Source organism: Methylophilus aquaticus, from assembly GCF_030769565.1.
GTDB lineage: Bacteria > Pseudomonadota > Gammaproteobacteria > Burkholderiales > Methylophilaceae > Methylophilus > Methylophilus aquaticus.
Map to the genome: position 1 here is coordinate 104,423 of NZ_JAVCAP010000004.1, position 23,309 is coordinate 127,731.

A 23,309-nucleotide genomic window follows, 5' to 3' on the forward strand; every position below is an offset into this window, starting at 1 on the left:
AAGCGGTTGATATAAACCAATATTATTTCGGGAAAAATTCACTGGTCTAATTTTTTATAATTGAGAATCAATCGCTTATAGCTTACGCACCATCATGGCACATGTTTTGCAACCATTACCAAGTCTATCAAGATGTTGGTGGTGCGGTATGAATGATTCTCTGGCGTGGTGCGGTATCGATTTAAACTGGGCATATTCCGATGTCCTCCGGCGCATTGGTCGCCGAACGGCCTGTATACATCGTGCCAAAGATATTCTGCATGATGCCCTGGTGTTTTTTGCCGTGTCCAGCCATCCTGCGCGCGAAGAATCTCCGCAAGCCTATCTTAACGGCATTGTGAACCACCTGCTGGTGGACGAGTTCCGCTACCTGAATCGCTTTGTCGATGAAGAGCAAATCGACGAATCGGCCATGGCGCTTGAATGCTCGCCCGAGCAATTGTACGAAACCCGGCAAAAGCTGTTTCACCTGCAACGGATTGTGGATCAACTCCCTATCAAATGCCGCCAGGTCTTCTGGCTGTTTCATGTCGATGATATGAAACAGCGTGAAATTGCTGACCATCTCGGCATCAGCACTAATATGGTGGAAAAACACCTGATCCGCGCCATGCTCGATATTCGCGCTTTTCAACAAACCCAATAAAGAGTCATGCGCAAACCGCTCACCCTCAGTGAACTGGCTGCCCGCTGGTATATCCGCATGCGGCATACCAAGCAGGATGCTCCTGAGCGTCGCGAGTTTGAGCAATGGCTATCACTTGATGCGCGTCATGCGGCTGAATACGAAAGTATTGCAGGGCTCATGCGTCAGCTCGATTCCAAAGAGGCACTGTCCAGTTTGGCTGATGCCGCCGAGCAGCAAGCCTTTATGGCTCAGGAAAGCAAGCGCAAGCTTAAACAGCGTCGTGTCGGGCAACTGATGGTCATTGGCATGTTCTGTGTGATCGGCTATTTTACCCATCAGCAATATCAGGTGTGGCAAGCTGCGCCAGTCATGCAAATGGCTGCGCTCAACCCGGTTGGTCAAATCGCGATTAAAACACTGGATGACGGCACCAAAGTGACCTTGAGCGCCAAGAGCGAAATGGAAGTGACTTACTATCGCCACGAACGCCACGTATTACTCAAAGAAGGTGAGGCGGTGTTTGACGTTGAAAAAGACCCCGAGCGCCCATTTGTGGTCGAAACCGATACCGCAGTCGTCACTGTATTGGGCACACGCTTTGCCGTGAACCGGCTAGACCAACTGGTCCGGGTGAGTGTTGACCATGGCCGAGTAAAAGTCGCGCCCAAGCTGGCCGCGCCGAGCAAGGCTACTGCAACAGAGGCCCCTTTAGAGTCACGCGAAATTACCAACGGCCAGGTGGTAGAAGTCTATCCCAATCACGCCACCGTGCTGGTCAATCGCCCTGCTGCCGATGCCTTTGCGTTCCTCACCGGACGTCTCGTGTTTGACCGCGCAGATCTGGGTGAAATTGCCAGCACCGTTTCACGTTATCGCCTCAAGCCGGTGCAGTCACAAGGCAGACAAATCCGTAATATCTCTGCCGATATCAATATTCACAATATTGATCAGTTTCTGCATGGCCTGCCCAATATCGCAGCCGTACAAGTGCAAGAAACCCCGCAATACACCTTGCTGAATAGCCAACGCTAACTAACGCTGGTCGCCACACGTGCTGGCGCCAGCGCCACGCACTCAACCTCCCCATATGAATCGCTTGCTCAGTCGCGCCCCTCTATCACTGAGTTATGTAAATATTTGTAATCGACATCAGGGTTTTGCCTCTCTCCTCGATGAGTCAGCATGGAGGAGAAAGTGATGCGTATAAAAAAAATAAATAGACAGGCAATGCACTATGCAATTGCCGCAATGGGGGTGATATCTGCAATGGAAAGTGTTGCAGATACGCTCAATACCGCGATACCAAAACAGCAGGAGGAATCATTCAGTGTTCCGATTAATGTGGATATCCCAAAACAGCCTTTGGCAACCTCGCTGCACGCGCTTGGGAAAGCTGCAGGCATGAGCATTTCATTCCCTAATGATCTGGTATCCGGTAAAACCGCGCCCGAAGTGCGTGGTCGCATGTCCCGTAAAGAGGCTTTGCAACGGCTTCTTGATACCAGTGGACTAGTGCCAAAAATTGAAGGCGAGAACGTCTACATTCAAAAGGCTCCTCCAAAGGTTGAGGATAAAAGTGTGAATGTTGAAAAGGTTGAAGTACGCGCCAAGCGGTTTTATGAGATTGGCCCGCTGCCTGGTTTGGCGCTCACTAAAGATGAAATCCCTGGCAACGTACAGAGTATTTCAGCTAAAGAAATCAAAGAGGCGCATTCGTTAAGCATTACTGACTTGATGAACCGCAAGCTGCAATCAGTGACGGTCAATGACTACCAAGGCAACCCATTCCAAATGGATGTGCAATATCGTGGTTTTACGGCAGGTCCGCAAATTGGTACTCCGCAAGGCTTAAGCGTATTCTTGGACGGGATTCGTATGAACGAACCGTTTGGTGATGTTGTGAACTGGGACATGATCCCAATGAATGCGCTTGCTGGTGTTGATGTGTTTCCTGGTTCAAATCCTATTTTTGGTTTGAATACTTTGGGCGGTGCATTTGCCATGAAGACTAAGGATGGGTTTAACAATGCTGGTGCAGATGCGGAAGTATTGACGGGTTCTTATGGACGTAAGTATCTGCAGGCAGAGGCGGGCTGGAATAACGGTACAGTAGGGTTGTTCGGCGCAGGTAATTTCTTTATGGAGGATGGCTGGCGTAATAATTCTCCAAGTAAGGTAAATCAGTTTTTCGGTAAGGCAAGTTATCGTGGAGATAAGCTTGATCTTAATTTAAGTACCTTATGGGTTGGTACTGACTTGACTGGGAATGGTTTAGTCCCGACTAACTTTTATGAGCAGGATCGACGAAGTAATTTTACAAGTCCAGACGAGACAAAAAACCGACTGTCACAGTTTCAGCTATCGGGAAGCTACTTTGTAAACGACACCTTTACTGTAACGGGGCAGGTTTATCGCAGAAATAGTAAGCGCCATCAAAATAACGCCGATGTTTACACTGACTATGGTAATCAGGCGGTCAGTCAGAACTTTGCCGCTGGAGATCAATACACGTGCTTATTTGAAAGTAACAATCAATATGGTATTCCGGACTATATTGTTATTGATATCCCCAATCCTAATGATTTTAGTTCCAGTCCTTTTTTGGCAGAGTTGTTCAATAATGGAAATGCAGATTATTCGTTGTTAGGGGATCAAGATTTACCAGATTATATTGAGGCTCTAGCAAAAGACCAGTTTGCTTACAATGCAAATACAACTCAATATGTTTATCAAAATAAATTTCCCACATTTAATGAGTTTAATGGGCCTGAAGAATCCTATTCTAATTTTGAAGTTTCCTACCTGATCAATACAGTTCAGTTTGGATATAACAATGCTGTTTCTGATATGGCGGGTTTTGGCGTTGACTACGGTATCTTTACGGGTATCGCGAACACTTACTATTACACCCCAGATGGTGCCAAGCACGTTATTGCTTTTAAACAGGCAATCAATGGAACCAACTGCCAAAATACTCAATTAAATGCGAATGCGAATGTTGGTATTGCCTACAACCTTTTACTGGATCCCGTTACCAATAAGCCGGTAGCGGTGGATGGTCTTTATGATGGAAAAAGTGGATATGTTGAGGGAGTACCCACAGCTGTCATTACAGATAGTCGTATCAACCAAAAGGTCGATGGTGCGTCTTTCCAGTTAAACTGGAATCTCGAAAAGCACAAATTCATGATGGGTGCTTCGATTGATAAAAATTATGCAGAATATAATAATTCCCAACAGCTGGGCTTCTTTGATGCACAGCGTAATGGCACACTTGATCCCGATCGTGCATTAGATATTTACGCAGCTGCGGATGTCCCAATCAGAAATAATAATTTTGATGGCACTTCAATCACCAAAAGTTTATATGCAAGCGAAACCTGGACACCAATTGACACTGTTCATGTGACAGGAGCTATGCGTTATAACGAAACGCAAGTACGCAATACACTCGCAGCAAGAGATTATGGCCAATCGGAAATTAATCTTTCTGGATTCCTAAACGCACCAAATGAATTCGATGTGTGCCCAGTTGGGATGTCAATAGCAGATTGTTTGGTCAGCATCCCAACAGGTTATCGCACGCCATTTGTAGATAATATTCTTCCACCCGAAACCGAGAGGTTTTCTTACTACTCTTTAAACCCATCACTAGGTGCAACTTGGCAAGCCCAGGAAAATTTAAATTTATATGCAAATTGGTCTCAAGGTACACGAACACCAAGTGTCATTGAACTTGGTTGTGCTCTTGATAAAACACCTTATACCACCGATAGTGGCTTGACTATTCCTCGAAGTGTTGCGTTGGGACGCTCCTGTCAATTACCAAGCACATTGGCAGGCGACCCTTACTTGCCACAAGTAAAAGCTGAAACATTCGATTTTGGCGCACGTGGCCGTTTAGCTGATAAATTTGAATGGAACTTGGGTTACTACCGTACCGAACTCAAAGACGATATTTACCTGGTGACTTACAACACCAACCAAAACTTTTTTGACAGCATTGGTAAGACGCGTCGCCAAGGGGTTGAGATGGGACTTAAAGGCGACTTGGGTAGAGCGCGCTTCAGTTTAAATTACTCAATGACTGATGCGAAATTTCGTAGCTCGTTCATCACGGGTAGCGCCTCGAATAGTGCTGCAACTCCTCAGTTCGTTTCCGGTGGAGATGTTTTAGGAGGGCTTATTGAGGTCGAGCCTGGCGACCGTATCCCTGGTGTACCTTTACATAACCTTAATGCAAACTTTAGTTTTGATGTTACTCCAGAATGGACGGTTGGTTTAGGCGCTGTGCTGCATTCTTGGTCTTATCTGCGAGGTAATGAAAATAATGAACATCGCGAAGGTGTGGCAAGACCAGTAATCATAAGGACATTTAATCCCGATGGGACTTTTAACAGTTTCCAGACAGCGTATCGCCAGCCAACTACTAATCCCGGAAAAATCCCTGGGTATGCAGTATTCAATTTTCAAACTAGTTACAAACTGAGTAAAGAGTGGACAGCAAACTTACTCATCAACAATCTATTTAATCGAGAGTATTTCAGTGCAGGCCGTTTAGGGGTGAACCCATTTTCACCAAGTATTAATGGTGCCATTGGACCTGACGGATATAACCACAATTCCGGCGACTGGTTAACTACCAATTTTGTTGCTCCAGGCGCGCCAAGAGGTATTTGGTTTAGCTTGAACTGGCACTTTGTGCCGGATAAACAATAGCGGGAAAAGTCCTGATGAAACTTTGGCTTAGTTTATTTAACGTTACCAAACTCTTAGGTGAACAAAGAAATTAACGAATGGTAGTAAATGGTGCATTTGTGGTTAGCCACACTAATGTATTAATACAAGAATTCGACTGCAACTGACTTAGCGCTTACAAGGAACTAAAAGAGTTGTGGTGAATTGGTGTCGGGCAGCCACAAATGCCCGCTTATTTTAACTCTTTAGGAGATAACAATGAAAGCTTCTACATTAAGGTTAGCGGTTTTGGGCATTTTTGGTGTTGTTTATTCGCAAGCCATGGCAGGATTTGAATCAATTCCAACCACCACGCCAATTACCATTTCTGGAGGGACGACAGCTTATATTATTTGTAATCCTACCGGAGATTTCGGTTCAGGTTCTGGTAGTGGCGCAAGTGTAAAGAATCCGACGACGTCTCCAGATAATGCCTGCTACATCAGTCCTGCTCCAACGACGGATTTAACTGCACCAATTTCTGGATTTAGTCTAGTGAGTACTGCAAATCGCCAGGTAACATTGAACAATACCTACTCAGGTAATACGAATAAAAATATTGGCACTTTACTTGATGTTGTCTGGCGGAATGCTGCACAAACAGAATGCATCTATGGCATGAAATTTACTGCCAATACAACAGATTACAATACTGGTAATGCTGGCAATCAATATTTTGAAGCAAATGGCATTGCGCGTGGTGGTTTTGTTGATACATCTACGAGTACCGCAAGAACAGTGGAGGTAGCATACTCTCGTTCATCTAGTACAGCTGATGTTGTTTATCGTGCAGGCCGCACATTCACCTCAGTCCAACATCGCCCTGGAGATGTAGCACAACCTTTAACGGGTTTGGGTTCTAGCCCTTCAATTAATGGTCTAGATTCTTGGCCTGGTTCAGCTAGCGCTGCTCAACAGCAAGCTGATCTAAACTCTAATTGGGTAGAGTTTACAACTGATGTTAATGCTCGTGACGATGATGGGTCTACAACGGCAAGTTCTGCAATGTTTTATGTGAAAACTTCTTGTTCATCAGCGGCACCCACAGCAGTAGCAAATGCGATCCGTTTACGCCAAACCTTCCAAGAACAAAGTACTGATGGCGCCAATCCAGCGGCGAATCAACGCTTTATTGAGGTGCCTGTAACTGGTTTTGTGCCTCCGAATGGGGCTGTAACTCCAACACCAACATCACCTTATTAACATTGGTAATTAACTAAATCAGCTGGATAAAGTGATGTTGCTTTATCCAGCCAAATAATACTTTGGGTATTTAATTAATTAAGGAGTCATGAAATGGCTATTAAAGTTTTTAATGCAACTGATATTTCATATGAGGGTGGCGCAGGAAATGATGTGATTATTGGTAATGAGTTAGACAACACTATCACTGATCTTGGCGGTACAAACGTGATTCTTGCTGGAGCTGGTAATGACACCGTTATTACCTCAGATGGTGATGACGTGATACTTGGTCAAGCAGGTGATGACATCATCGTTGCGGGGAACGGCAATAATGCAGTTTCTGGTGGAGATGGAATTGACTATATTCAAACCGGGGATGGAAATGACATTATCAGTGGAGGCAATGGTGACGATGTAATCTTTGCTGGTGATGGTGATGATATTTTGATCGGAGGTGAAGGTTTTGATTATATTGAAGGTCAAGGATCGACATTGGGTGATGAAGATGTTGATGGAAATATTTACTTTGCCACTTCAAACGATATTTTGGTTGGAGGAAGCGGCAACGATAGCTTTGTCATTGGTGATGAAGAAGAGTCTGAGTCAATACTTATTGTAGGTGGTGTATCAGGCTTGGATAATAATGGCGAGGCTGCTCGCTATGTAGATTTGAGTGAAGAAGAAGAGGAAGAAGAGGAAGGCGGCGAAGAAGAGGGTGCGCTCTTCGGTTTTGATACAGTAACAAATCAATTTGTCGAAATTGAAGATCAGGAGATGTCTGAAGAGGCAGAAACTGATGTTCGCTTGAATATTGTTACTCGCCCAGGGTCTTCAGCAATTAGCACGTTTGCCACAACGATTGCTGGATACAACGCAGTTGATACACTTGAGTTTACTAAGTCGGGTGAATTTGAGGGGCTTGCATTTACAGGTATTGAGCGTATCGAGTTGGCAAGTGGTGTCAATATCACACTGTCTGCTGAGCAATTGGAAGCAAACGGTGAGTCACTCAGTTTAGGCTTCTTGAATCCAGGTACCCATATTTATGGTGTTGCTGGTGGTCCAAGCGAGTCTGTCACCATTGAGCTTGAGTTTGAGGAGGCAGAGTTTGAGCCTAGCGATACTATTGTAGGTGCTGTGGAAGTTGAGTATGACAAAGCATCCATCGAATTTGACGATTACTCAGTTGCAAATCTGTTCCACAATGTAGACATTATCTACGATGCTTCAGAAGGTGAAGAAGGTAGCTTCACTCGCATTGACGGCGCTAACGAAGGCAGCGATGCGCATGAAATCGTATTGGGTAGCGAAGGCGTGGATTACGCGACCATGCGTTTAGGTGATGACACAGTCTACGGCAACGGCGGCAATGACTTGCTGATTGGTCATGGCGGTGCTGATTATCTGGATGGTGGCGAAGGCGATGACATTTTTGTGATCGGCGGGTTTGGCAGTGGTGTGCAAGGTACGACATCTAAAGCAGATGACGGTAACAAAGAGTGGATCGCGACTGGCGCTACACACGATGTAATCGTGGGTGGTGACGGCGTGGATACTTTGCGTATTACTACCGGCATTGGCGCTAACACCAAAGCTAACGGGACTGTGGTGCTCAACAATGACAACTTCCAATCTATGGAAGTCGTGCAAGTGGGCGGTACGGTGGGTCGCTTGAATGTAGAAAATACAGACTTGCAATTGTTGAACGATCACTACTACTTTAAAGCTAATGGCACTGTATCGGATCTTTCCAACACCCTGGGTAACAACAGCGGCACCATCAACAATGTAGTCGTTGATGCTTCTGGCGTGACCACCAATGGTCTGCGTTTTGAAGGCAATGCGAACCAGCAGACTTTTATTGGTACCACCAAAGCTGATGTGTTTGTGGGCAATGGCGGTAACGATACGTTGACTGGCGGTGGCGGTAAGGATACGTTTGTCTTCGGTAAAGTGTATGAGGAAGTGGTCACCGGTTCTTCAACCACTGTGCAGACTTACACAGACACTGCATTCAACCTGACTGGTGTAGATACCATCACTGACTTCAGCCGTGGCAACGACAAAATCGAATTGCACCTGGATCAGTACAGTCAGTTGGCAGGGTTTAACAGCAGCATGCTGCGTGTGAACTCAACGGGTACACCGACAGATGCCAATGACTACCTGGTTTACAACACAACTACTAAAACACTCAGCTATGACGCTGATGGTAATGGTGGCGGTGCGAAGGTAGATATTGCCATTCTGACTGGTGTGAATACATTGTCTACTTCTGACTTTGTGATCGTCTAATCACGATATTGGCAAGCGGCTAACCCCGCTTGCCATATTCCTATGCTGAATTTTTTGTCGTGAGTATGTTGTCCCAAGTTGAAACCATTAAACAGGCGTTGCCTGCGCTTTGGCCTGTCTGGCGCAAAGTGTGGTTGTTTGGTGTTGTCACCCATTTGCTGGTGCTGGTGCCTTCGTGGTACATGCTGGAAGTGTATGACCGCGTCATTAACAGCCGCAATCTTTCTACTTTATTCATGCTGACATTGCTGGCGGTATTCGCTTACCTGGTGATGGAAGCCCTCGAGTGGCAGCGCAGGACTTTGTTGCAGCGTGGCGCACAGCGCTTTGAGCAGCTGTTGCAGCAACGCGTGTTTGAGCGCACGTTTGCCTCCAAACTTTCCATGCATGAGTTTCCTGCACAGCAGGTATTTTCTGATTTTTCGGTGCTGAAGAATACCTTGCATTCTTCAGCATTTCTGGGCCTGATCGATGCCCCTTTCTGTTTGATATTCCTGTTTGCCGTGTTCTGGATACACCCCGCGCTGGGCATGCTGACCTTGCTGGGGCTGGCCGTGCAGCTGGTGTTGACCATGCATAACCAGGCCGGTGTGACGCCGCTGATGCAGGCGGCCAACCAGCATGCGATGGAGTCCCAGCGGTATTTTTCCAGCGTCAGTCGCCATCATGAAGTGGTGAGTGCCATGCAGATGCTGGCACCGATTGAGCAGCGCTGGTTGCACAGTCAGCACGGTTTTTTGTGGCAACAGGCACAGGCTTCCGAGCTGGCGGGCAAACATGCTGCGCTGTCACGCTTGTTGCAAACCCTGCAAACCAGTCTGATTCTGGGGCTGGCCTGTTACTTGGTGATTGGTGGTGAGCTGGCGCAAGGCGGGGCCATGATGATTGTGGCTTCGATTCTGGCTGCACGTGCACTCTCTCCGCTGGTACAACTGGTCGGCCACTGGAAAACTTTTGAGCAGGCTTGGGTGGCGTATGGCCGTATTGAAAGCCTGCTGGCGGTGCCTGCGCGTCCGCGTAGCGGGCTGGTGTTGCCTCCGCCCACCGGTGAAATCAGTGTGGAGCAACTGGCGTATGCCATTCCGCAACCCGGCAAAGCCACGCAGGAGGCGTTTATTCGCCAGGTGCAGTTCAAGCTGTCTGCCGGTCAGGTGCTGGTGGTGGCTGGGGCTTCAGCTTCCGGCAAAAGCACCTTGGCCAAACTGCTGGTGGGGCTGCTGGCGCCGACCAGTGGCCGTGTGCGCTATGACGGTGTGGATGTCTATGGCTGGGATAAAACCCAGCTGGGGCCTTATGTTGGGTATCTGGCCCAAGAGGTCGATGTGTTTGACGGTAGCCTGCGCGAGAATATTTGCCGGTTTGCCACGCCGGACCCGGATGCGCTGGACGAGGTGATTGCGCTACTGGGCATGCATGACTGGGTGGATCAGTTGCCGCAGGGCTTGCACACCCTGTTGGGCCGCGAGGGCCTGTACTTGTCCGGGGGCGAAAAACAACTGCTGGGGCTGGCGCGTGCCCTGTATGGCAAGCCGCGCATTGTGGTGCTCGACGAGCCGAATGCCAATCTGGATAGCGCTGCCGAACGTGCCTTGCTGCAAGCCATCATGCGCATGAAGCAGCAGGGGACTACCTTTGTTGTGATCAGCCATTTGCAGCATGTGCTGAATGTGGCTGACTGGATGCTGGTGCTGGCGCAAGGCCAGATGTTGCGTTATGGCAAACCTAAAGAGGTGCTGGCCAGTTTTCAGGCGGATGCCGGAAAGGCGGTGCATCAATGACGGTGTCGGCCATCACTTCCACAGCGGACAAAGCGACCCCTGACCGCATGCCACTGCCTGCACGCGCGGCGTGGCTGGCATTGATGACCCCTTTTCGCGGTGCTTTTTTGCAGATGGCCTGGCTCAGCATGCTGACCAATGTGCTGATGCTGGTGCCCACGTTGTATATGTTGCAGCTGTATGACCGGGTCATGGTGAGCCGCAATACCCTGACGCTGGTGGCGGTGACCTTGCTGACCATTGGATTGTTGTTGTTTATGGCACTGGCCGACTGGATACGCAGTGCGGTGGCGATCAAAACCGGGGTGCAGTTTGACCTGCATTATGGCAAGCAGGTGTTTCATGCAGCGTTTGATACGCGCCCGGTGGTTGACAGGACTGACCACAAGATTGGTCACCAGATTGCCCCCGCGCAGGTGTTGCAGCACCTGACTGCGGTGAGGCAATTTATGACCGGCGCCGGGTTGTTTGCCTTTTTCGATATGCCCTGGAGTGTGGTGTATATCATGGTATTGACCATTCTGCACCCGGTGCTCGGGCTGACGGCCGTGGTGTTTTGCCTGGTGCAGTGGGTGGTGGCGGTGTGGAATCAGCGGGTAATGGCTGCGCCTTTGCAGCATAGCCAGCAGGCCCGGCAGCAGACCGATGCATTTTTGCAGCAAAAAATCCGGCACCTGCAAACCAGCCATGTCATGGGCATGATGCACACCTTGCAACAGCAGTGGCAACAGTTGCTCAAGCAGCAAACGCAAAGTGAGGCGCTGGGCTTGCGTGTGAGTGATCGTAGCCAGTGCGTGAACAAATGGAGTCGGTATACCATGCAGTCGCTGATGCTGGCGGTAGCCGCCGTGCTCACCATTCGGGGTGACATCAGCGTGGGCTCCATGATTGCCTCTAATGTGCTGATTGCACGGGCTTTACAACCGTTTGATGTGATTGTGCACAGCTGGCGCCAGTGTGTGCAGGCGACCGCCGCTGCGCTTGAGGTGCAGCAGGTGCTGGCAGCGCCTGCCGTGCCTGCCCGGATGGTCGCTACGTCTGCAAGCACACGCCCTGTCGAACTGGTACTGCAATCGGCCAGTGTGGTGGTGAATCAGCAGCCGGTATTGCGCGATTTGAGCCTGCACATCCAGCCCGGTCGTGTGCTGTGCGTGATGGGCAGTTCCGGCTCGGGTAAAAGCACGCTGGCCCGCCTGCTGGTAGGCGCGGTGCCGGTTGCGCAGGGCGGCTACTGGCTGAATGGGACTGCTATTGAGCCCGCACTTCCGCCAGCCGCCTTGACGCATGTGGGCTATCTGCCACAGCAGGTGTCGCTGCTCGAAGGCACGATTGCTGAAAATGTGGCGAGATTTGGCGCGCTGGATGCCGCGGAAATTATCCGAGCTTGCCAGCGTACCGGCTTGCACGAAGCCATTTTGCGCCTGCCGCAGGGTTATGACACCAGGCTCGATGAACATGGCTTGCCCTTGTCTGGTGGCCAACGGCAGTTACTGGGGCTGGCCCGCGCCATTTACCGCGACCCCATGCTGTTGGTGCTGGATGAGCCCAATGCCAGCCTGGATGAATTTGGCGAGGTACACCTGATGCAGATTTTGCAGGCATGCAAGGCCATGCAGTGCACGGTGGTGGTGGTTTCACATCGCTCCGGGCTGCTCAAGATCACCGATGACCTGCTGATACTCAAACGCGGCGAGGCCGTCCATATGGGGCCACGCGATGCAGGTATCGCCTATTTAAACCAGTACCACGCGGCAAGTCACGCTGCGATTCCCGGATAAGCACGTACAGCCATGCAACCCACTATTCAATCAAGCATGCCATCAGGCTCACCCTCTGCCACTGCGCCAGCCGCACCGGCACCGGGGCCACAGTTGTCGGCTTCCACCATGCAGGCCTCGAATGACCATGCGATTCAGCAGTATAGTCAGTCCCCTGCCCATGCCCGCAAAGGCGTCTGGGTCTTGCTGGCCGGGCTGCTGGGCTTTGTAGTGTGGGCAGCCTTGGCGCCACTGGACGAAGGGGTGCCCACCGAAGGCGTGGTCAGTGTCGAAAGCAATCACCGCGTGGTGCAGCATTTGAGTGGCGGCATTGTCGGCGCTCTGCTGGTGCGCGAAGGGCAGGAGGTGCAGGCAGGCGATGTGTTGTTCCGGCTGGATGACAAGGCCAGCCGTGCCCGCTTTGAAGAGGTACGCCAGCGCTATGCTGGTCTGCGTGCGCAGGAAGACCGTTTGCGTGCCGAGCAGACTGGCCGCCCGCTGATTGATTTTCACCCGGACTTGGTGCGGCAACAGCAAGACCCGTTGATTCAGCAACAGATGCGCAACCAGTCACAGTTACTGGAGGCACGCAGGCAGGCGCTGGCGGCTGACCTTGCCGCCAAGCGCGAGGCGATTGCCGGGTATCAGGCGCTGATCGAAGGGTATCAGGGGGTGCTCTCCAGCCATGAATCACAGCTCAGCTTGCTGGAGGAGCAGCTCAAGGGCGTGCGTGCGCTGACCGCAGAAGGCTATGCGCCGCGTAACCAGCAGAATGATCTGGAACAGCGGGTCGCCGCCCTCTATGGCGAGCGGGCCAATACCCAGGGCAATATTGCACGGGCACACCGATCCATCCTCGAGGTGCAGCAGCAGATCAACCAGCGCATTCAGGCCGAGCGCAAAGAGGCTGATGCCGAGATGGCGCAGGTCAAATGGCAAGTTGAAGCCGATGCACAGAAAGTACTGGCCTTGCAGGAAGACCTGGCGCGTACGGACATACGCGCCCCGGCGGCCGGGCAAGTAGTCGGCTTGCAGGTGCATACCGTGGGTGCCGTGATCCAGCCCGGTCAGAAGCTGATGGATATTGTGCCTTCAGGCGAAGCCCTGATTATCGATGCGCAGATTCCGCCGCACCTGATTGACAAAATTCAGGTGGGACAAGCCGCCGATGTGCGTTTTTCAACCTTTGCCAACAGTCCGCAGTTGCTGGCAGAAGGACGCCTGATGTCACTGTCGAAAGATCTGCTGACCAAACCGGCGGCCACGCCGGATGGCAGTCTCTCGTATTATCTGGCGCGGGTGGCCTTGACTGCTAAAGGCATGCAGGATTTACAGGGGCGCCAGTTACAACCGGGGATGCCGGTGCAGGTGGTGATCAAGACCGGTGAGCGCACCTTGTGGGCGTACCTGATGCATCCGCTGAGCAAGCGGTTGGCGGCTTCAATGAAGGAAGAGTAATGCGTGGCGGGCGACAATATTCGAATGTCTGGTGGCTATTTGTTCTTGGGTTGAGTGCGGTGTGCGGAGGCTCGGCACTCTGCCAGGCACAGGAAGACCTGAATGGCTTGTATGCGCTGGCGGTCACGCACAATGCCGATTACCGGGCGGCACTGGCCAACACCGAGGCCGAGCGTGAAGAGCTGGCCAAGGCGCGCGCGCTGTTTTATCCCAAGGTGCAATTAGGCCTGACCAAAGGCCGCGGCAATACGGATCGCACTACGCAAACCACGCTGGGTGCCATCAACAGCGAACTCAATTATGCGCTGGAAAATTACAGCCTGTCGGTAAAGCAGCCTTTATTTAATAAAGAGACGCTGGCGATTTATGGTGGGGCAAAATCCTATGTCAGTGCGCAGGAATCGCTGCTCGAACAGGAAAATGCCAAGCTGATTCTCAAGCTGGTCTCGGTTTATCTGGAAACCCTGTATGCGCAGGACCGGGTTGTGTTGCAGCAGCGCAAGCTGGAGGCCGTGAGCCAGCAATTGCTTCAGGCTGAGCAACGCTACACCCGTGGCAGCGGCACCGTGGTGGAGGTGAGTGAAGCACAATCCAACCTCGATGTCGCCAGAGTGGAGCAGATTCAGGCCAGCAACGACTTGCTGTCCAGCCAGCAGAGCTTGCAGATGCTGACAGGTGCCAGTCACAGCCTCTCGGCGGATCTGGTGGTGGATGGCCTGACCAGCCTGTCACCGACGGAACATGGGCTGGATACCTGGCTGGATCTGGCGCGGCAACACCACCCGGAACTGGCGGCTGCCCTGCAAACCATCGAAGTGGCCAAAAAAGACATTGAAAAGAAGCAGGCCGGGCATTACCCGACGCTGGACCTGGTCGGCGTGCGCTCTTTGAGTGAAAACGACAGTAACAACACGTTAGGCTCACGCTTTGATACCACCACCATTGCCTTGCAGATGAATGTGCCGCTGTTTGCCGGTGGCTATGTCAGTGCCAACGTGCGGCAGAGTGCCAACCGCCTCATTGCCAGCGAAGAAACCATGATCGCCAAGGCGCGCGAAATTGAATTCAATGTACGCAAATATTTTCAGGGCATGCAGGCGCAACAACAATCGGTGAAGGCCTACCAGCAAGCGGTGCAGTCAGCCACCGTCGCGCTGGATGGCACGCAAAAAGGCTTCCAGGCAGGGTTTAAAACCAACCACGAAGTGCTCGATGCCCAGCAAAAACTGTTTACCAACCAGTTATCCCTGACCCGCGCTTACTACAGCCTGATCAGCGACTGGGTCAATCTGCAATTCAGTAGCGGATTGCTCACGCTGGACACGCTCAATCGTGTGAGCCAGCTATTTATTGTCAAAAAGTAAGGCGCTTAACGCAGGGTACTGTATGCATGGCGCGATCGGCGTGGCGTTTGGGAAATGGAAGCATAGAAATGGAGTCAGGGAAATTGAATCAGGGCATTGAACAGATGGGAATTAAAAAAATGCATCAAGCGATGAAGTTGAGACGGAAATGTGGGAAGCCATCAGGGTTCACCTTGCTGGAATTGCTGGTGGTGATGGTCATTATCGGCCTGCTGGCAGGCTACGTCGGGCCCAAGTATTTTGCCCAGATTGGCAAGTCGGAAACCAAAACCGCCAAGGCGCAGATTGAGGCATTGGCACGGGCGCTGGATACCTACCGTCTGGATGTAGGGCGTTATCCGAGTACCGAACAGGGCCTGGCCGCCTTAAACCGGCAGCCGGATGGCGAGCCAAAATGGCATGGCCCTTACCTGGCCAAAAATGTACCGGTGGACCCGTGGGGGCGTGCCTACCTCTACCGTTATCCGGGCGAGCATGGCGATTACGACGTGTGGACGCTGGGCAGTGACGGGGTGGCAGGCGGGCAAGGTGCTGACAGCGACGTCGGGAGCTGGTAGCGCAGTGCGCGATGACTGCTTGAAATGGGAGCACACAGGTCATGAAGTTTGAATTGAAAGTCATGCAGGGCAGCCAGGTGAGCGCCATGACGCTGGACGCGGCGGATGCACAGGCAGCCAGAATGCTGGCTCAGGCGCGTGGCTATGGCGTGTTGCGGGTGATCCCTGCGCGCAATGCCGCTGGCAAAAAAATGCAGTGGCCATGGGCTACCCAGCAGTTCAACGTCAGCCTGTTTAGCCAGGAACTGCTGGCGCTGCTGGAATCCGGCCTGAGTTTGATTGAAGCGATTGAAGGTCTCGCCGAGAAAGAACAGCATGACCATGCGCAAGCGGTGCTCAGCCAGTTGCGTGCATCTCTCTACGAAGGCCTGCCCCTGTCGCAGGCCCTGGCGCAGCAGCCAGAAGTGTTCACGCCACTCTATATCGCCCTGATCCGGGCCAGCGAGCGCACTGGGGATATGGTGCAGGCCTTGCATCGCCACGTCAGCTATCAGGCACAAGTCGATACCATCCGCAAAAAGATCATTTCTGCCTCGATTTATCCGCTGCTGCTGATTGCCGTCGGTGGCTTGGTGGTGCTGTTTCTGCTGGGCTATGTGGTGCCGCGCTTCAGTACCATTTACGAAAGCGGTGGGCAGAACCTGCCGTGGGCCAGCCGCCTGCTGCTGCAATGGGGGCAGCTGTTGCACGGCCACGGCGATCTCGTGCTGCTGGCCACGGTCAGCCTGCTTACCCTTGGGGCCTTTATTGGCTCGCGGCCCCTGTTCAGGGCCTGGCTGATGCGAAAGATATGGCGGATCCCCAGTCTGGGCGAGGCTTTACGTATTTATCAGCTGGCGCGTTTTTACCGCACGCTGGGCATGTTGTTGCAGGGAGGAATTCCCTTGCTGACTGCGTTGGGAATGGTGCAGTCTCTCTTGCCGCAGGAGATGCAACTGGCGTTGCAGCGTGTGATTGGCGAGGTGCGTGAAGGCAAAGCCTTGTCCGGCACCATGGATAGCCATGGGTTGACCACCTCGATTGCCAGCCGCATGTTACGTGTGGGCGAGCGCAGTGGCCGCCTTGACGAAATGCTGGTGCGCATCGGGGTATTTTACGACGAAGACACCGCACGTCGTGTGGAGTGGCTGAGCAAATTGCTCGAACCGGCACTGATGGTATTGATCGGCCTGATTGTCGGGCTGGTGGTGGTGTTGATGTATATGCCGATTTTTGAACTGGCTGGCGCCATTGAGTAATGGCGACCCAAAATATGAAGTGCGATTGAGTGATTGCAGCCCTAACCATGAACAGCGCATGAGGAAAGCCATCGAATGAACATGCAAGACTTGCCGATGCCTGCCGACATCCCTATCCAGGCAGCGCAGCTCGCCCATGCCAGGCAACTGGCGCAGCAAAGCGGGCGGCCACTGGTCGAGGTGCTCGAAGCCGAGAGCGGATTGCCCCCGGACGACTTTGTGCGCGCCCTCGGACAACTGATGCATTATCCGGTGCTGACGGCGCTGGCCTTGCATGCACTGCAACCCCGCTTTGACCAGTTGGGCTTTACCGAGGCCAGCCATTGGCAGGCGGTGTTACTGGCCAGCGAGGGGCCCACGCCGTGGCTGGTGATGGCTGATCCGTTTGACGAGGTGTTGCCACATCGGCTGCAGACCATGGTGTCGACCCCCGTTCGCTGGTGCCTGGCGCACCGCAATGATATTGCAGCATATTTGCAGTATCACGAAAACCAGATGCGTGCCATGGACCAGATGCAGCCCGAGACAGCGCATGCGGGGGACGAACCCAGCCCGGTGGAGGCGCTATCGCTCAAATCCATCAGCGAAGACAGCAGCCCGGTGGTGCGCTTTGTACGTTCAACCCTGTATGACGCACTCAAGGCCGGGGCCAGTGATATTCACCTCGAGACCACGTTGCATGGCTTGCACGTGAAATACCGCATTGACGGCGTACTCAACGAGGTGGGCGGGCTGAATGGGGTGGCGCAGGCCGAGCAGGCCATTTCAAGAATCAAGGTGATGTCCGAGCTGGATATTGCCGAGCGCCGCATTCCACAAGACGGACGCTGCAAAGTGCATGCGCTGGGGCGCGAGATCGACTTGCGCGTCTCCATCATGCCCAGCGTGATCGGTGAGGACGCCGTATTGCGGGTGCTCGACCGCAAGGCGCTCAGCGAGGCCCAGGGTATCAGCCTCGAAGTACTCGGTTTTGCACCCGAGATGCTGGCGCGTATCCGTACCCAGGCCGAATCCCCTTACGGCATGTTGCTGGTGACCGGCCCGACCGGTAGCGGCAAGACCACCACCTTGTACGGCATTATTTCTGAAATCAATACCGGCCAGGACAAGATCATTACCATTGAAGATCCGGTGGAGTACCAGCTGCCCGGCGTATTGCAGATTCCGGTCAACGAGAAGAAAGGCCTGACCTTTGCCCGCGGTCTGCGCTCCATCCTGCGGCATGATCCTGACAAAATCATGGTAGGTGAAATCCGTGATGGGGAAACTGCGCAAATTGCCGTGCAGTCGGCGCTGACCGGCCATCTGGTGCTGACCACCGTGCATGCCAACAACGTGTTTGATGTGATCAGCCGCTTTACCAATATGGGCGTCGATGCCTACAGCTTTGTCTCGGCGGTCAATGCCATTCTGGCCCAGCGCCTGATCCGCGTGATTTGCCCGTTCTGCAAGGTGGATGATAGGCCAGACGCTGCCTTGCTGACCAAGTCTGGATTGCAGGCGGCGGATATCCGTCGTTATCAGTTTAAAAAAGGCCAGGGCTGCGGCCAGTGCCATGGCACTGGTTACAAAGGGCGCAAGGGCATTGCCGAACTGTTGCAGTTCGACGACCGCTTGCGCGAGCTGATTGTGGCCAAAGCCCCCATCAGCCAGGTCAAGGCGCTGGCCGCCGAATCCGGTACCCGCAGTATGCGAGAGGCGGGTCTCAAGCTGGTAGAAACCGGCGAAACTACCTTGCAGGAGATTAACCGTGTTACATCATTATCCTGACCCCGGCATCGACAGTACCCCGTCGGACAGCCGTTACTGGTGGCGTGCATGGACGCAGCCGGAGTTGCGGGTGGTCGTCTGTGCCAATGGCATAGAGGTGTTTTTATCAAGCCGTGACTGGCGTCAGGGCTGGCAGCCAGTATTGCTGGCGCGACAGCCTATCCCGTGCACTGCACAGCAGACAGGCTTTTGGCCGGAAGAGGTCGTGTGGACCACGCTGGCGCAGATACTTGCCCACTTGCCAGTGTTTATGCAATCGCAGACACGGCGGTCAGGTCTGCATGTGGTGGTGATCGTGTCCAATCAGTTCGTGCGCTGGCTGGTGGCCCCTTGGCAGGGCGATGTATTGCGTAAATCAGAGCGCGAGGCTTATTGTTTGCACCTGATGCAGCAACATTTTGGCGAGTCCATGCAAGATTGGCAAATTAGCAGCCAGCCAGCACGCTATGGTGAGCATGCACTGCTGAACGCGTTACCGCCTGGGCTGGTTGCCCGTTTACAGGCGCTATTTGCCGAACATGGCCTGTCGCTAGGCGCCATTTATCCGGCTTGGATGTTGTCTGCCAACCAAGCCTTGCATGGTATTCGTCAGCAACGTTTGCCAGAGTCAGGCTGGGTCATTTGTCGTGAAAGCAATGGCTTGACTATCGCTTGCCTGCAACAGGGGCAATGGCTGTCAATCAACACGCTGCCGCTGGCCAGTGAGCCGCAATGGCCATCAGTGGTGCAGCATAGTTTGCTAAGGGCACAGGTGCTGTATCCCGAGCGCCAGTTGGTGAATGTGTTGGTGGCAGAGGCTGATGCACCAGAGGTACATGAAGTACTGGGCGAAGCCTTTCATGTGATTGGCTTGTCCACCCATACCCGGTCTGGTACAGAAGTGCGGATGCCATTGCGGAAGAGGGCTGCCTGATGCGCCGGGTCGTTTTTAACCATGTTGCAGGCAACATGCCCGCCATGCGGTTAGCATTAATGGGTGCAGTATCGCTCTTGCTTTGCTTGTTGTTGACTGCATTTTACTGGCAATTGTTACACGATCATGCGCGACTGCAACAGCAAATGACCGCGAGGCAGCAGGCCCTGCAACCAGCCAAAACGACTGCCCTATCCACCAGGGATGCGCCCTTGCTGGCGGCAGAGCACACCGCCATTGCACAGGCGCAGTCACGCATCCATACGCCCTGGTTGCCCTTGTTTAACAGTCTGGAGTCGGTACAACCAGCCAAGGTGTACTGGGTGCTGCTGGCCCCGGATGTCAAACGACAACATATACGCATGACTGTGCTGGCCGAAAAACGCGCCATTGGCTGGCAATTTCTGGAGCGCCTGAAGCAGCAGGCCGTACTGCGTGATGTCAAACTCAATTCAAATGAAACAGCCGAGGTGGCTGGGCTGCGCCTGTCAGCGTTTGATCTGGAGGCGACATGGGTGTTTTAGCATGGCCCGCGTTTGTTACCCGTTTGGGGTTCTCCCATTGGCACAAACGGCTGGCATTCACCGCCATGCAGAGTTCGATCGTTGTCAGATGGCTATGGGGCGTACTGGCTGTGCTGGGATTGCTGCTTGTGTTGATCAGCGCGGCGTGGCACACACGGCTGCAGTTGCAAGAAAGTCTGTCGCGCCCGCTGGTGGCCGTGTCTGGCAAGCCACGGTTAACCCCGCCATTGGCGGCAGATGCCGCCATGCAGACCCTCAGGCAGTGGCCACCGCATAGCGAAGCTGAGCGTATCAGTGCCGAAATCCTGGCCCAGGCAGATGCCATGGGCATGATTTTTGAGCGCGCTGAATTCCAGTCCGTGCCGGGTCAGAGCGATGTATTGCAGGAGTTACGCATCAAGCTGCCACTGAAAGGCGATTACCTTCAGATCCGGCAGTTTCTGGCGCATGTGCTGCATACGTATCCCAGCCTGGCGCTGGCGCAATGCAAGTTGCAACGCAGCGATATTATGCAGCCTGAACTTGAAGCACTCATCGAGTTCAGCCTGTATACCCGCAAAGGAGGGGTATGAGCATGCGGCGCCGGGGGATTTGGCTGGCCCTGTTGTTGACGTTGGGTGCGTGCTGGTGGGTAGAACAATCCGAGACCACCGCTGATCTTGCGCCAAGACAAGTGACAGTGCCTGCCAGACGATCTGCACAGGCACTGAAACTGCCAGTGACTCCCGTTCAGTTGCATGCGCGGCCCCGCATGCAACCCATACAAATCGCTGGTGCCACACTGGATGAAGAGGCCGCGCCGCGTGCCAATTTGTTTGCAGCCATGCCAGCAGGCGGCAGCGATGTGCCGCCTGTGGAGCCGCCGGCCCCCGTCAATCCCTATACCTACGCCGGGCGCCTGTATGAGGGCAACCGCTGGGCTGTCTTTTTAACCGATGGGCAGCAGCAGTATGTCTGCCATCTGGGCGACCACTTTGCCGATGGCTGGCAGGTGGCCAGGCTGGATAGCCAGGTGCTGGTGCTCAAGCATGCAAGTGAGCAATTTGAAATTAAGCTGGATAACGGGGGGGTGTTTTGAAAAAAAGAATGATGGGTCAACGCTTTATTGTGCGCCGTGCCAAGCACTGGGCACAGGCCTCTGCCTGGCTAGGCGCATTGCTGATCGCCGGTTGCGCCAGTCTGCAGACCGGGGATGTGCCCAGCGCTGCCATGATCCAGGTCAGGGATTATGCTGCCAAAGGGCAGGAGGACGCCGCCATCGCGCTGTTGCAACCGCTACTCAATGCGGAGCCAAACAATCCGCAGTATAAAAACTGGCTGGCTTTTTTGCAGGATAAAAAACTGCAAAAACAATTGCAGCAAGCAGATACGCTGGCGGCGGCCAGGCAGTACGAGGCGGCCAGCGATGCCTACACACTTATCCTGGCGAGCGCGCCCGCCAATCGGGCGGCCAGTGATGGTTTGCAAAGAGTGCAACTCGCACGCCTGCATGACGGGCAAATGCAGCAGGTCAAAACCGCGATTGAACAGCGTGACATGGTTGGCGCCGAATTTATGCTGCGTGGTATTTTATCCGAGCAGCCGACGCATGCAGAAGCGAGGGCCTTGTTCGAGCAACTCGAACAGCAAAAAAATGAACGGCTGGGCGCGGTGCGTCCGGTGCAGTCTTCACTGCAGAAAAAGGTCACGCTGGAGTTCAGAAACACGCCAATTAAACATGCCTTCGAATACCTGGGCAAAGCGGCTGATTTGAATTTTTCGTTTGATCAGGAGCTCAATGAAGGCACGCGCGTCAATGTGTTGCTGCGCGATACGCCGGTCGAGCAGGCACTGGAGGTGATATTGACCAGTCACCAGCTGGGCAAAAAAGTGCTCAACAGTAATACCTTGCAGATTTATCCGCTGGCACGCGCCGGTTTTTATGAAGAGCTGTTTGTCCGCAGCTTTTACCTGAACCACATGGATGCCAAGCGCGCGCTCAATCTGATGAAAATGGTGTTGCGCGCCAGCGATGTGTATATCGACGAAAAGCTGAATACCCTGGTCATCCGCGACACCATGGACCGCATTAAAGTCGCCGAAAAACTGATTGCCTCGCAGGACCTCAATGAGCCGGAAGTGATGCTGGAAGTGGAGGTGATGGAAATCAACCGGCGCAATCTGGAACAACTGGGTATCCAGTATCCCAGCCAGATCGGCATTGGCGTACAAGGCAACGCGGCAGGCACTACCGCTGGCACGCAACCGCAGGCGGGCCAGCTCAGCCTGACCGAGTTGCGCAATTTTAATGGCAGCCTGGGCGTGTTTACCGTGAACGATCCGGCGATTGTGCTGAATATGCTGCATCAGGATACCGACACCAATTTGCTGGCCAGCCCCAAAATCCGCGTGAAAAACCGTGACCGTGCCAAAATCCATGTCGGCGATAAAATACCCGTGCTGACCAGCGTGGCCAATGCGCAGGGCTTTGTCTCGCAAAACGTCAATTATATTGAAGTGGGCATCAAGCTCGATGTCGAACCGGTGATCCAGATGCAGGATCAGGTCAGTATCAAGGTTGGCATGGAGGTGAGCAATATTACCGATCAGGTGCGGACCGACAGCGGCGTGCTGGCGTATACCATTGGCAGCCGCAACGCCATCACCACCTTGCAGTTGCGCAATAATGAAACACAGATTCTGGCCGGGCTGTTCCGTGACGATGAGCAGAAAACACGGCGGCGGGTGCCTGGCTTGGGTAACCTGCCCATCATTGGCAAGCTGTTCAGCAATGACAGCAACGACAAACGCAAAAACGAGATCGTGCTGCTGATTACGCCGCGTATCATCCACAACATCACGCCTGCCAACGCCATCTACAGCCTGATTCCCTCCGGCGTGGCCGGGGCGGCGAATCCCGCTGGCGCGGCGGTGCGTGCGGCGGCGCCGATCAGCGAGCCGGTGAATACGCCGCAATCTACCCAAAGCGGCAATGTGCGTAACGATAGCGGCTTTGGCGCGCAGATCATGAACAGCAATGAGATGGGCGCCGGGACCGGGAGTGGCGTGGGCGGTAATAGTATGGGTGGTAATAGTATGGTGCAACCCTAGTATGGTGCACCCCTG

Annotated in this window: 17 protein-coding genes; all 17 read left to right on the forward strand. The window is 53.2% G+C overall.

Annotated elements, in window-relative coordinates; genetic code table 11:
• The first annotated feature begins 148 nt into the window (after window positions 1-148).
• Window positions 149-646, forward strand: a complete 498-nt coding sequence (locus Q9291_RS03415) for an RNA polymerase sigma factor (protein ID WP_306388591.1) — start codon at window positions 149-151, stop codon at window positions 644-646.
• A gap of 6 nt (window positions 647-652) precedes the next feature.
• A complete protein-coding gene (locus Q9291_RS03420; protein WP_306388592.1) occupies window positions 653-1,660 on the forward strand; it encodes a FecR family protein in 1,008 nt (335 codons plus the stop codon).
• 165 nt (window positions 1,661-1,825) lie between these two features.
• Window positions 1,826-5,347, forward strand: a complete 3,522-nt coding sequence (locus Q9291_RS03425) for a TonB-dependent receptor (RefSeq protein WP_306388593.1) — start codon at window positions 1,826-1,828, stop codon at window positions 5,345-5,347.
• 237 nt (window positions 5,348-5,584) lie between these two features.
• Window positions 5,585-6,568, forward strand: a complete 984-nt coding sequence (locus Q9291_RS03430; protein ID WP_306388594.1) for a hypothetical protein — start codon at window positions 5,585-5,587, stop codon at window positions 6,566-6,568.
• A gap of 93 nt (window positions 6,569-6,661) precedes the next feature.
• On the forward strand, window positions 6,662-8,845 hold the full coding sequence (locus Q9291_RS03435; RefSeq protein WP_306388595.1) for a calcium-binding protein: 2,184 nt from the start codon (window positions 6,662-6,664) through the stop codon (window positions 8,843-8,845).
• Between the two features lie 65 nt (window positions 8,846-8,910).
• On the forward strand, window positions 8,911-10,623 hold the full coding sequence (locus Q9291_RS03440; RefSeq protein WP_306388596.1) for a type I secretion system permease/ATPase: 1,713 nt from the start codon (window positions 8,911-8,913) through the stop codon (window positions 10,621-10,623).
• The gene (locus Q9291_RS03445; RefSeq protein WP_306388597.1) at window positions 10,620-12,401 is read left to right on the forward strand and encodes a type I secretion system permease/ATPase; all 1,782 of its coding nucleotides are present in this window, start codon (window positions 10,620-10,622) and stop codon (window positions 12,399-12,401) included. The genes Q9291_RS03440 and Q9291_RS03445 overlap by 4 nt, the downstream gene beginning before the upstream one ends.
• Window positions 12,402-12,413: 12 nt before the next feature.
• A complete protein-coding gene (locus tag Q9291_RS03450; protein WP_306388598.1) occupies window positions 12,414-13,838 on the forward strand; it encodes an HlyD family type I secretion periplasmic adaptor subunit in 1,425 nt (474 codons plus the stop codon).
• Window positions 13,838-15,202 (forward strand): TolC family outer membrane protein, encoded by a 1,365-nt coding sequence (locus Q9291_RS03455; protein ID WP_306388599.1) that lies wholly within the window; start codon window positions 13,838-13,840, stop codon window positions 15,200-15,202. Before Q9291_RS03450 ends, Q9291_RS03455 begins: the two co-directional genes overlap by 1 nt.
• A 119-nt stretch (window positions 15,203-15,321) precedes the next feature.
• On the forward strand, window positions 15,322-15,759 hold the full coding sequence (gspG, locus tag Q9291_RS03460; RefSeq protein ID WP_370530734.1) for a type II secretion system major pseudopilin GspG: 438 nt from the start codon (window positions 15,322-15,324) through the stop codon (window positions 15,757-15,759).
• 41 nt (window positions 15,760-15,800) lie between these two features.
• The gene (locus Q9291_RS03465) at window positions 15,801-16,997 is read left to right on the forward strand and encodes a type II secretion system F family protein (protein WP_306388600.1); all 1,197 of its coding nucleotides are present in this window, start codon (window positions 15,801-15,803) and stop codon (window positions 16,995-16,997) included.
• 75 nt (window positions 16,998-17,072) lie between these two features.
• Window positions 17,073-18,767, forward strand: coding sequence for a GspE/PulE family protein (locus Q9291_RS03470; RefSeq protein ID WP_306388601.1), 1,695 nt, complete (start codon window positions 17,073-17,075; stop codon window positions 18,765-18,767).
• Entirely contained in the window at window positions 18,748-19,680 is a 933-nt protein-coding gene (locus Q9291_RS03475) for a hypothetical protein (RefSeq protein WP_306388602.1), read from the forward strand. The genes Q9291_RS03470 and Q9291_RS03475 overlap by 20 nt, the downstream gene beginning before the upstream one ends.
• A gap of 44 nt (window positions 19,681-19,724) precedes the next feature.
• A complete protein-coding gene (locus Q9291_RS03480; protein WP_306388603.1) occupies window positions 19,725-20,204 on the forward strand; it encodes a PilN family protein in 480 nt (159 codons plus the stop codon).
• Window positions 20,192-20,776 carry a hypothetical protein gene (locus Q9291_RS03485; protein ID WP_306388604.1) on the forward strand — a complete coding sequence of 195 codons (585 nt, stop codon included), beginning with the start codon at window positions 20,192-20,194 and terminating at the stop codon, window positions 20,774-20,776. Before Q9291_RS03480 ends, Q9291_RS03485 begins: the two co-directional genes overlap by 13 nt.
• A complete protein-coding gene (locus tag Q9291_RS03490) occupies window positions 20,773-21,282 on the forward strand; it encodes a hypothetical protein (RefSeq protein WP_306388605.1) in 510 nt (169 codons plus the stop codon). The genes Q9291_RS03485 and Q9291_RS03490 overlap by 4 nt, the downstream gene beginning before the upstream one ends.
• The gene (locus Q9291_RS03495) at window positions 21,279-23,294 is read left to right on the forward strand and encodes a secretin GspD/PilQ domain-containing protein (protein WP_306388606.1); all 2,016 of its coding nucleotides are present in this window, start codon (window positions 21,279-21,281) and stop codon (window positions 23,292-23,294) included. Before Q9291_RS03490 ends, Q9291_RS03495 begins: the two co-directional genes overlap by 4 nt.
• Window positions 23,295-23,309 lie beyond the last annotated feature (15 nt).

Coding starts and splice junctions, on each gene's coding strand:
- Q9291_RS03415 (WP_306388591.1), top strand. CDS start 149: ATGAATGATTCTCTGGCGTGGTGCGGTATCGATTTAAACTGGGCATAT.
- Q9291_RS03420 (WP_306388592.1), top strand. CDS start 653: ATGCGCAAACCGCTCACCCTCAGTGAACTGGCTGCCCGCTGGTATATC.
- Q9291_RS03425 (WP_306388593.1), top strand. CDS start 1,826: ATGCGTATAAAAAAAATAAATAGACAGGCAATGCACTATGCAATTGCC.
- Q9291_RS03430 (WP_306388594.1), top strand. CDS start 5,585: ATGAAAGCTTCTACATTAAGGTTAGCGGTTTTGGGCATTTTTGGTGTT.
- Q9291_RS03435 (WP_306388595.1), top strand. CDS start 6,662: ATGGCTATTAAAGTTTTTAATGCAACTGATATTTCATATGAGGGTGGC.
- Q9291_RS03440 (WP_306388596.1), top strand. CDS start 8,911: ATGTTGTCCCAAGTTGAAACCATTAAACAGGCGTTGCCTGCGCTTTGG.
- Q9291_RS03445 (WP_306388597.1), top strand. CDS start 10,620: ATGACGGTGTCGGCCATCACTTCCACAGCGGACAAAGCGACCCCTGAC.
- Q9291_RS03450 (WP_306388598.1), top strand. CDS start 12,414: ATGCAACCCACTATTCAATCAAGCATGCCATCAGGCTCACCCTCTGCC.
- Q9291_RS03455 (WP_306388599.1), top strand. CDS start 13,838: ATGCGTGGCGGGCGACAATATTCGAATGTCTGGTGGCTATTTGTTCTT.
- gspG (WP_370530734.1), top strand. CDS start 15,322: ATGCATCAAGCGATGAAGTTGAGACGGAAATGTGGGAAGCCATCAGGG.
- Q9291_RS03465 (WP_306388600.1), top strand. CDS start 15,801: ATGAAGTTTGAATTGAAAGTCATGCAGGGCAGCCAGGTGAGCGCCATG.
- Q9291_RS03470 (WP_306388601.1), top strand. CDS start 17,073: ATGAACATGCAAGACTTGCCGATGCCTGCCGACATCCCTATCCAGGCA.
- Q9291_RS03480 (WP_306388603.1), top strand. CDS start 19,725: ATGCGGTTAGCATTAATGGGTGCAGTATCGCTCTTGCTTTGCTTGTTG.
- Q9291_RS03485 (WP_306388604.1), top strand. CDS start 20,192: ATGGGTGTTTTAGCATGGCCCGCGTTTGTTACCCGTTTGGGGTTCTCC.
- Q9291_RS03490 (WP_306388605.1), top strand. CDS start 20,773: ATGAGCATGCGGCGCCGGGGGATTTGGCTGGCCCTGTTGTTGACGTTG.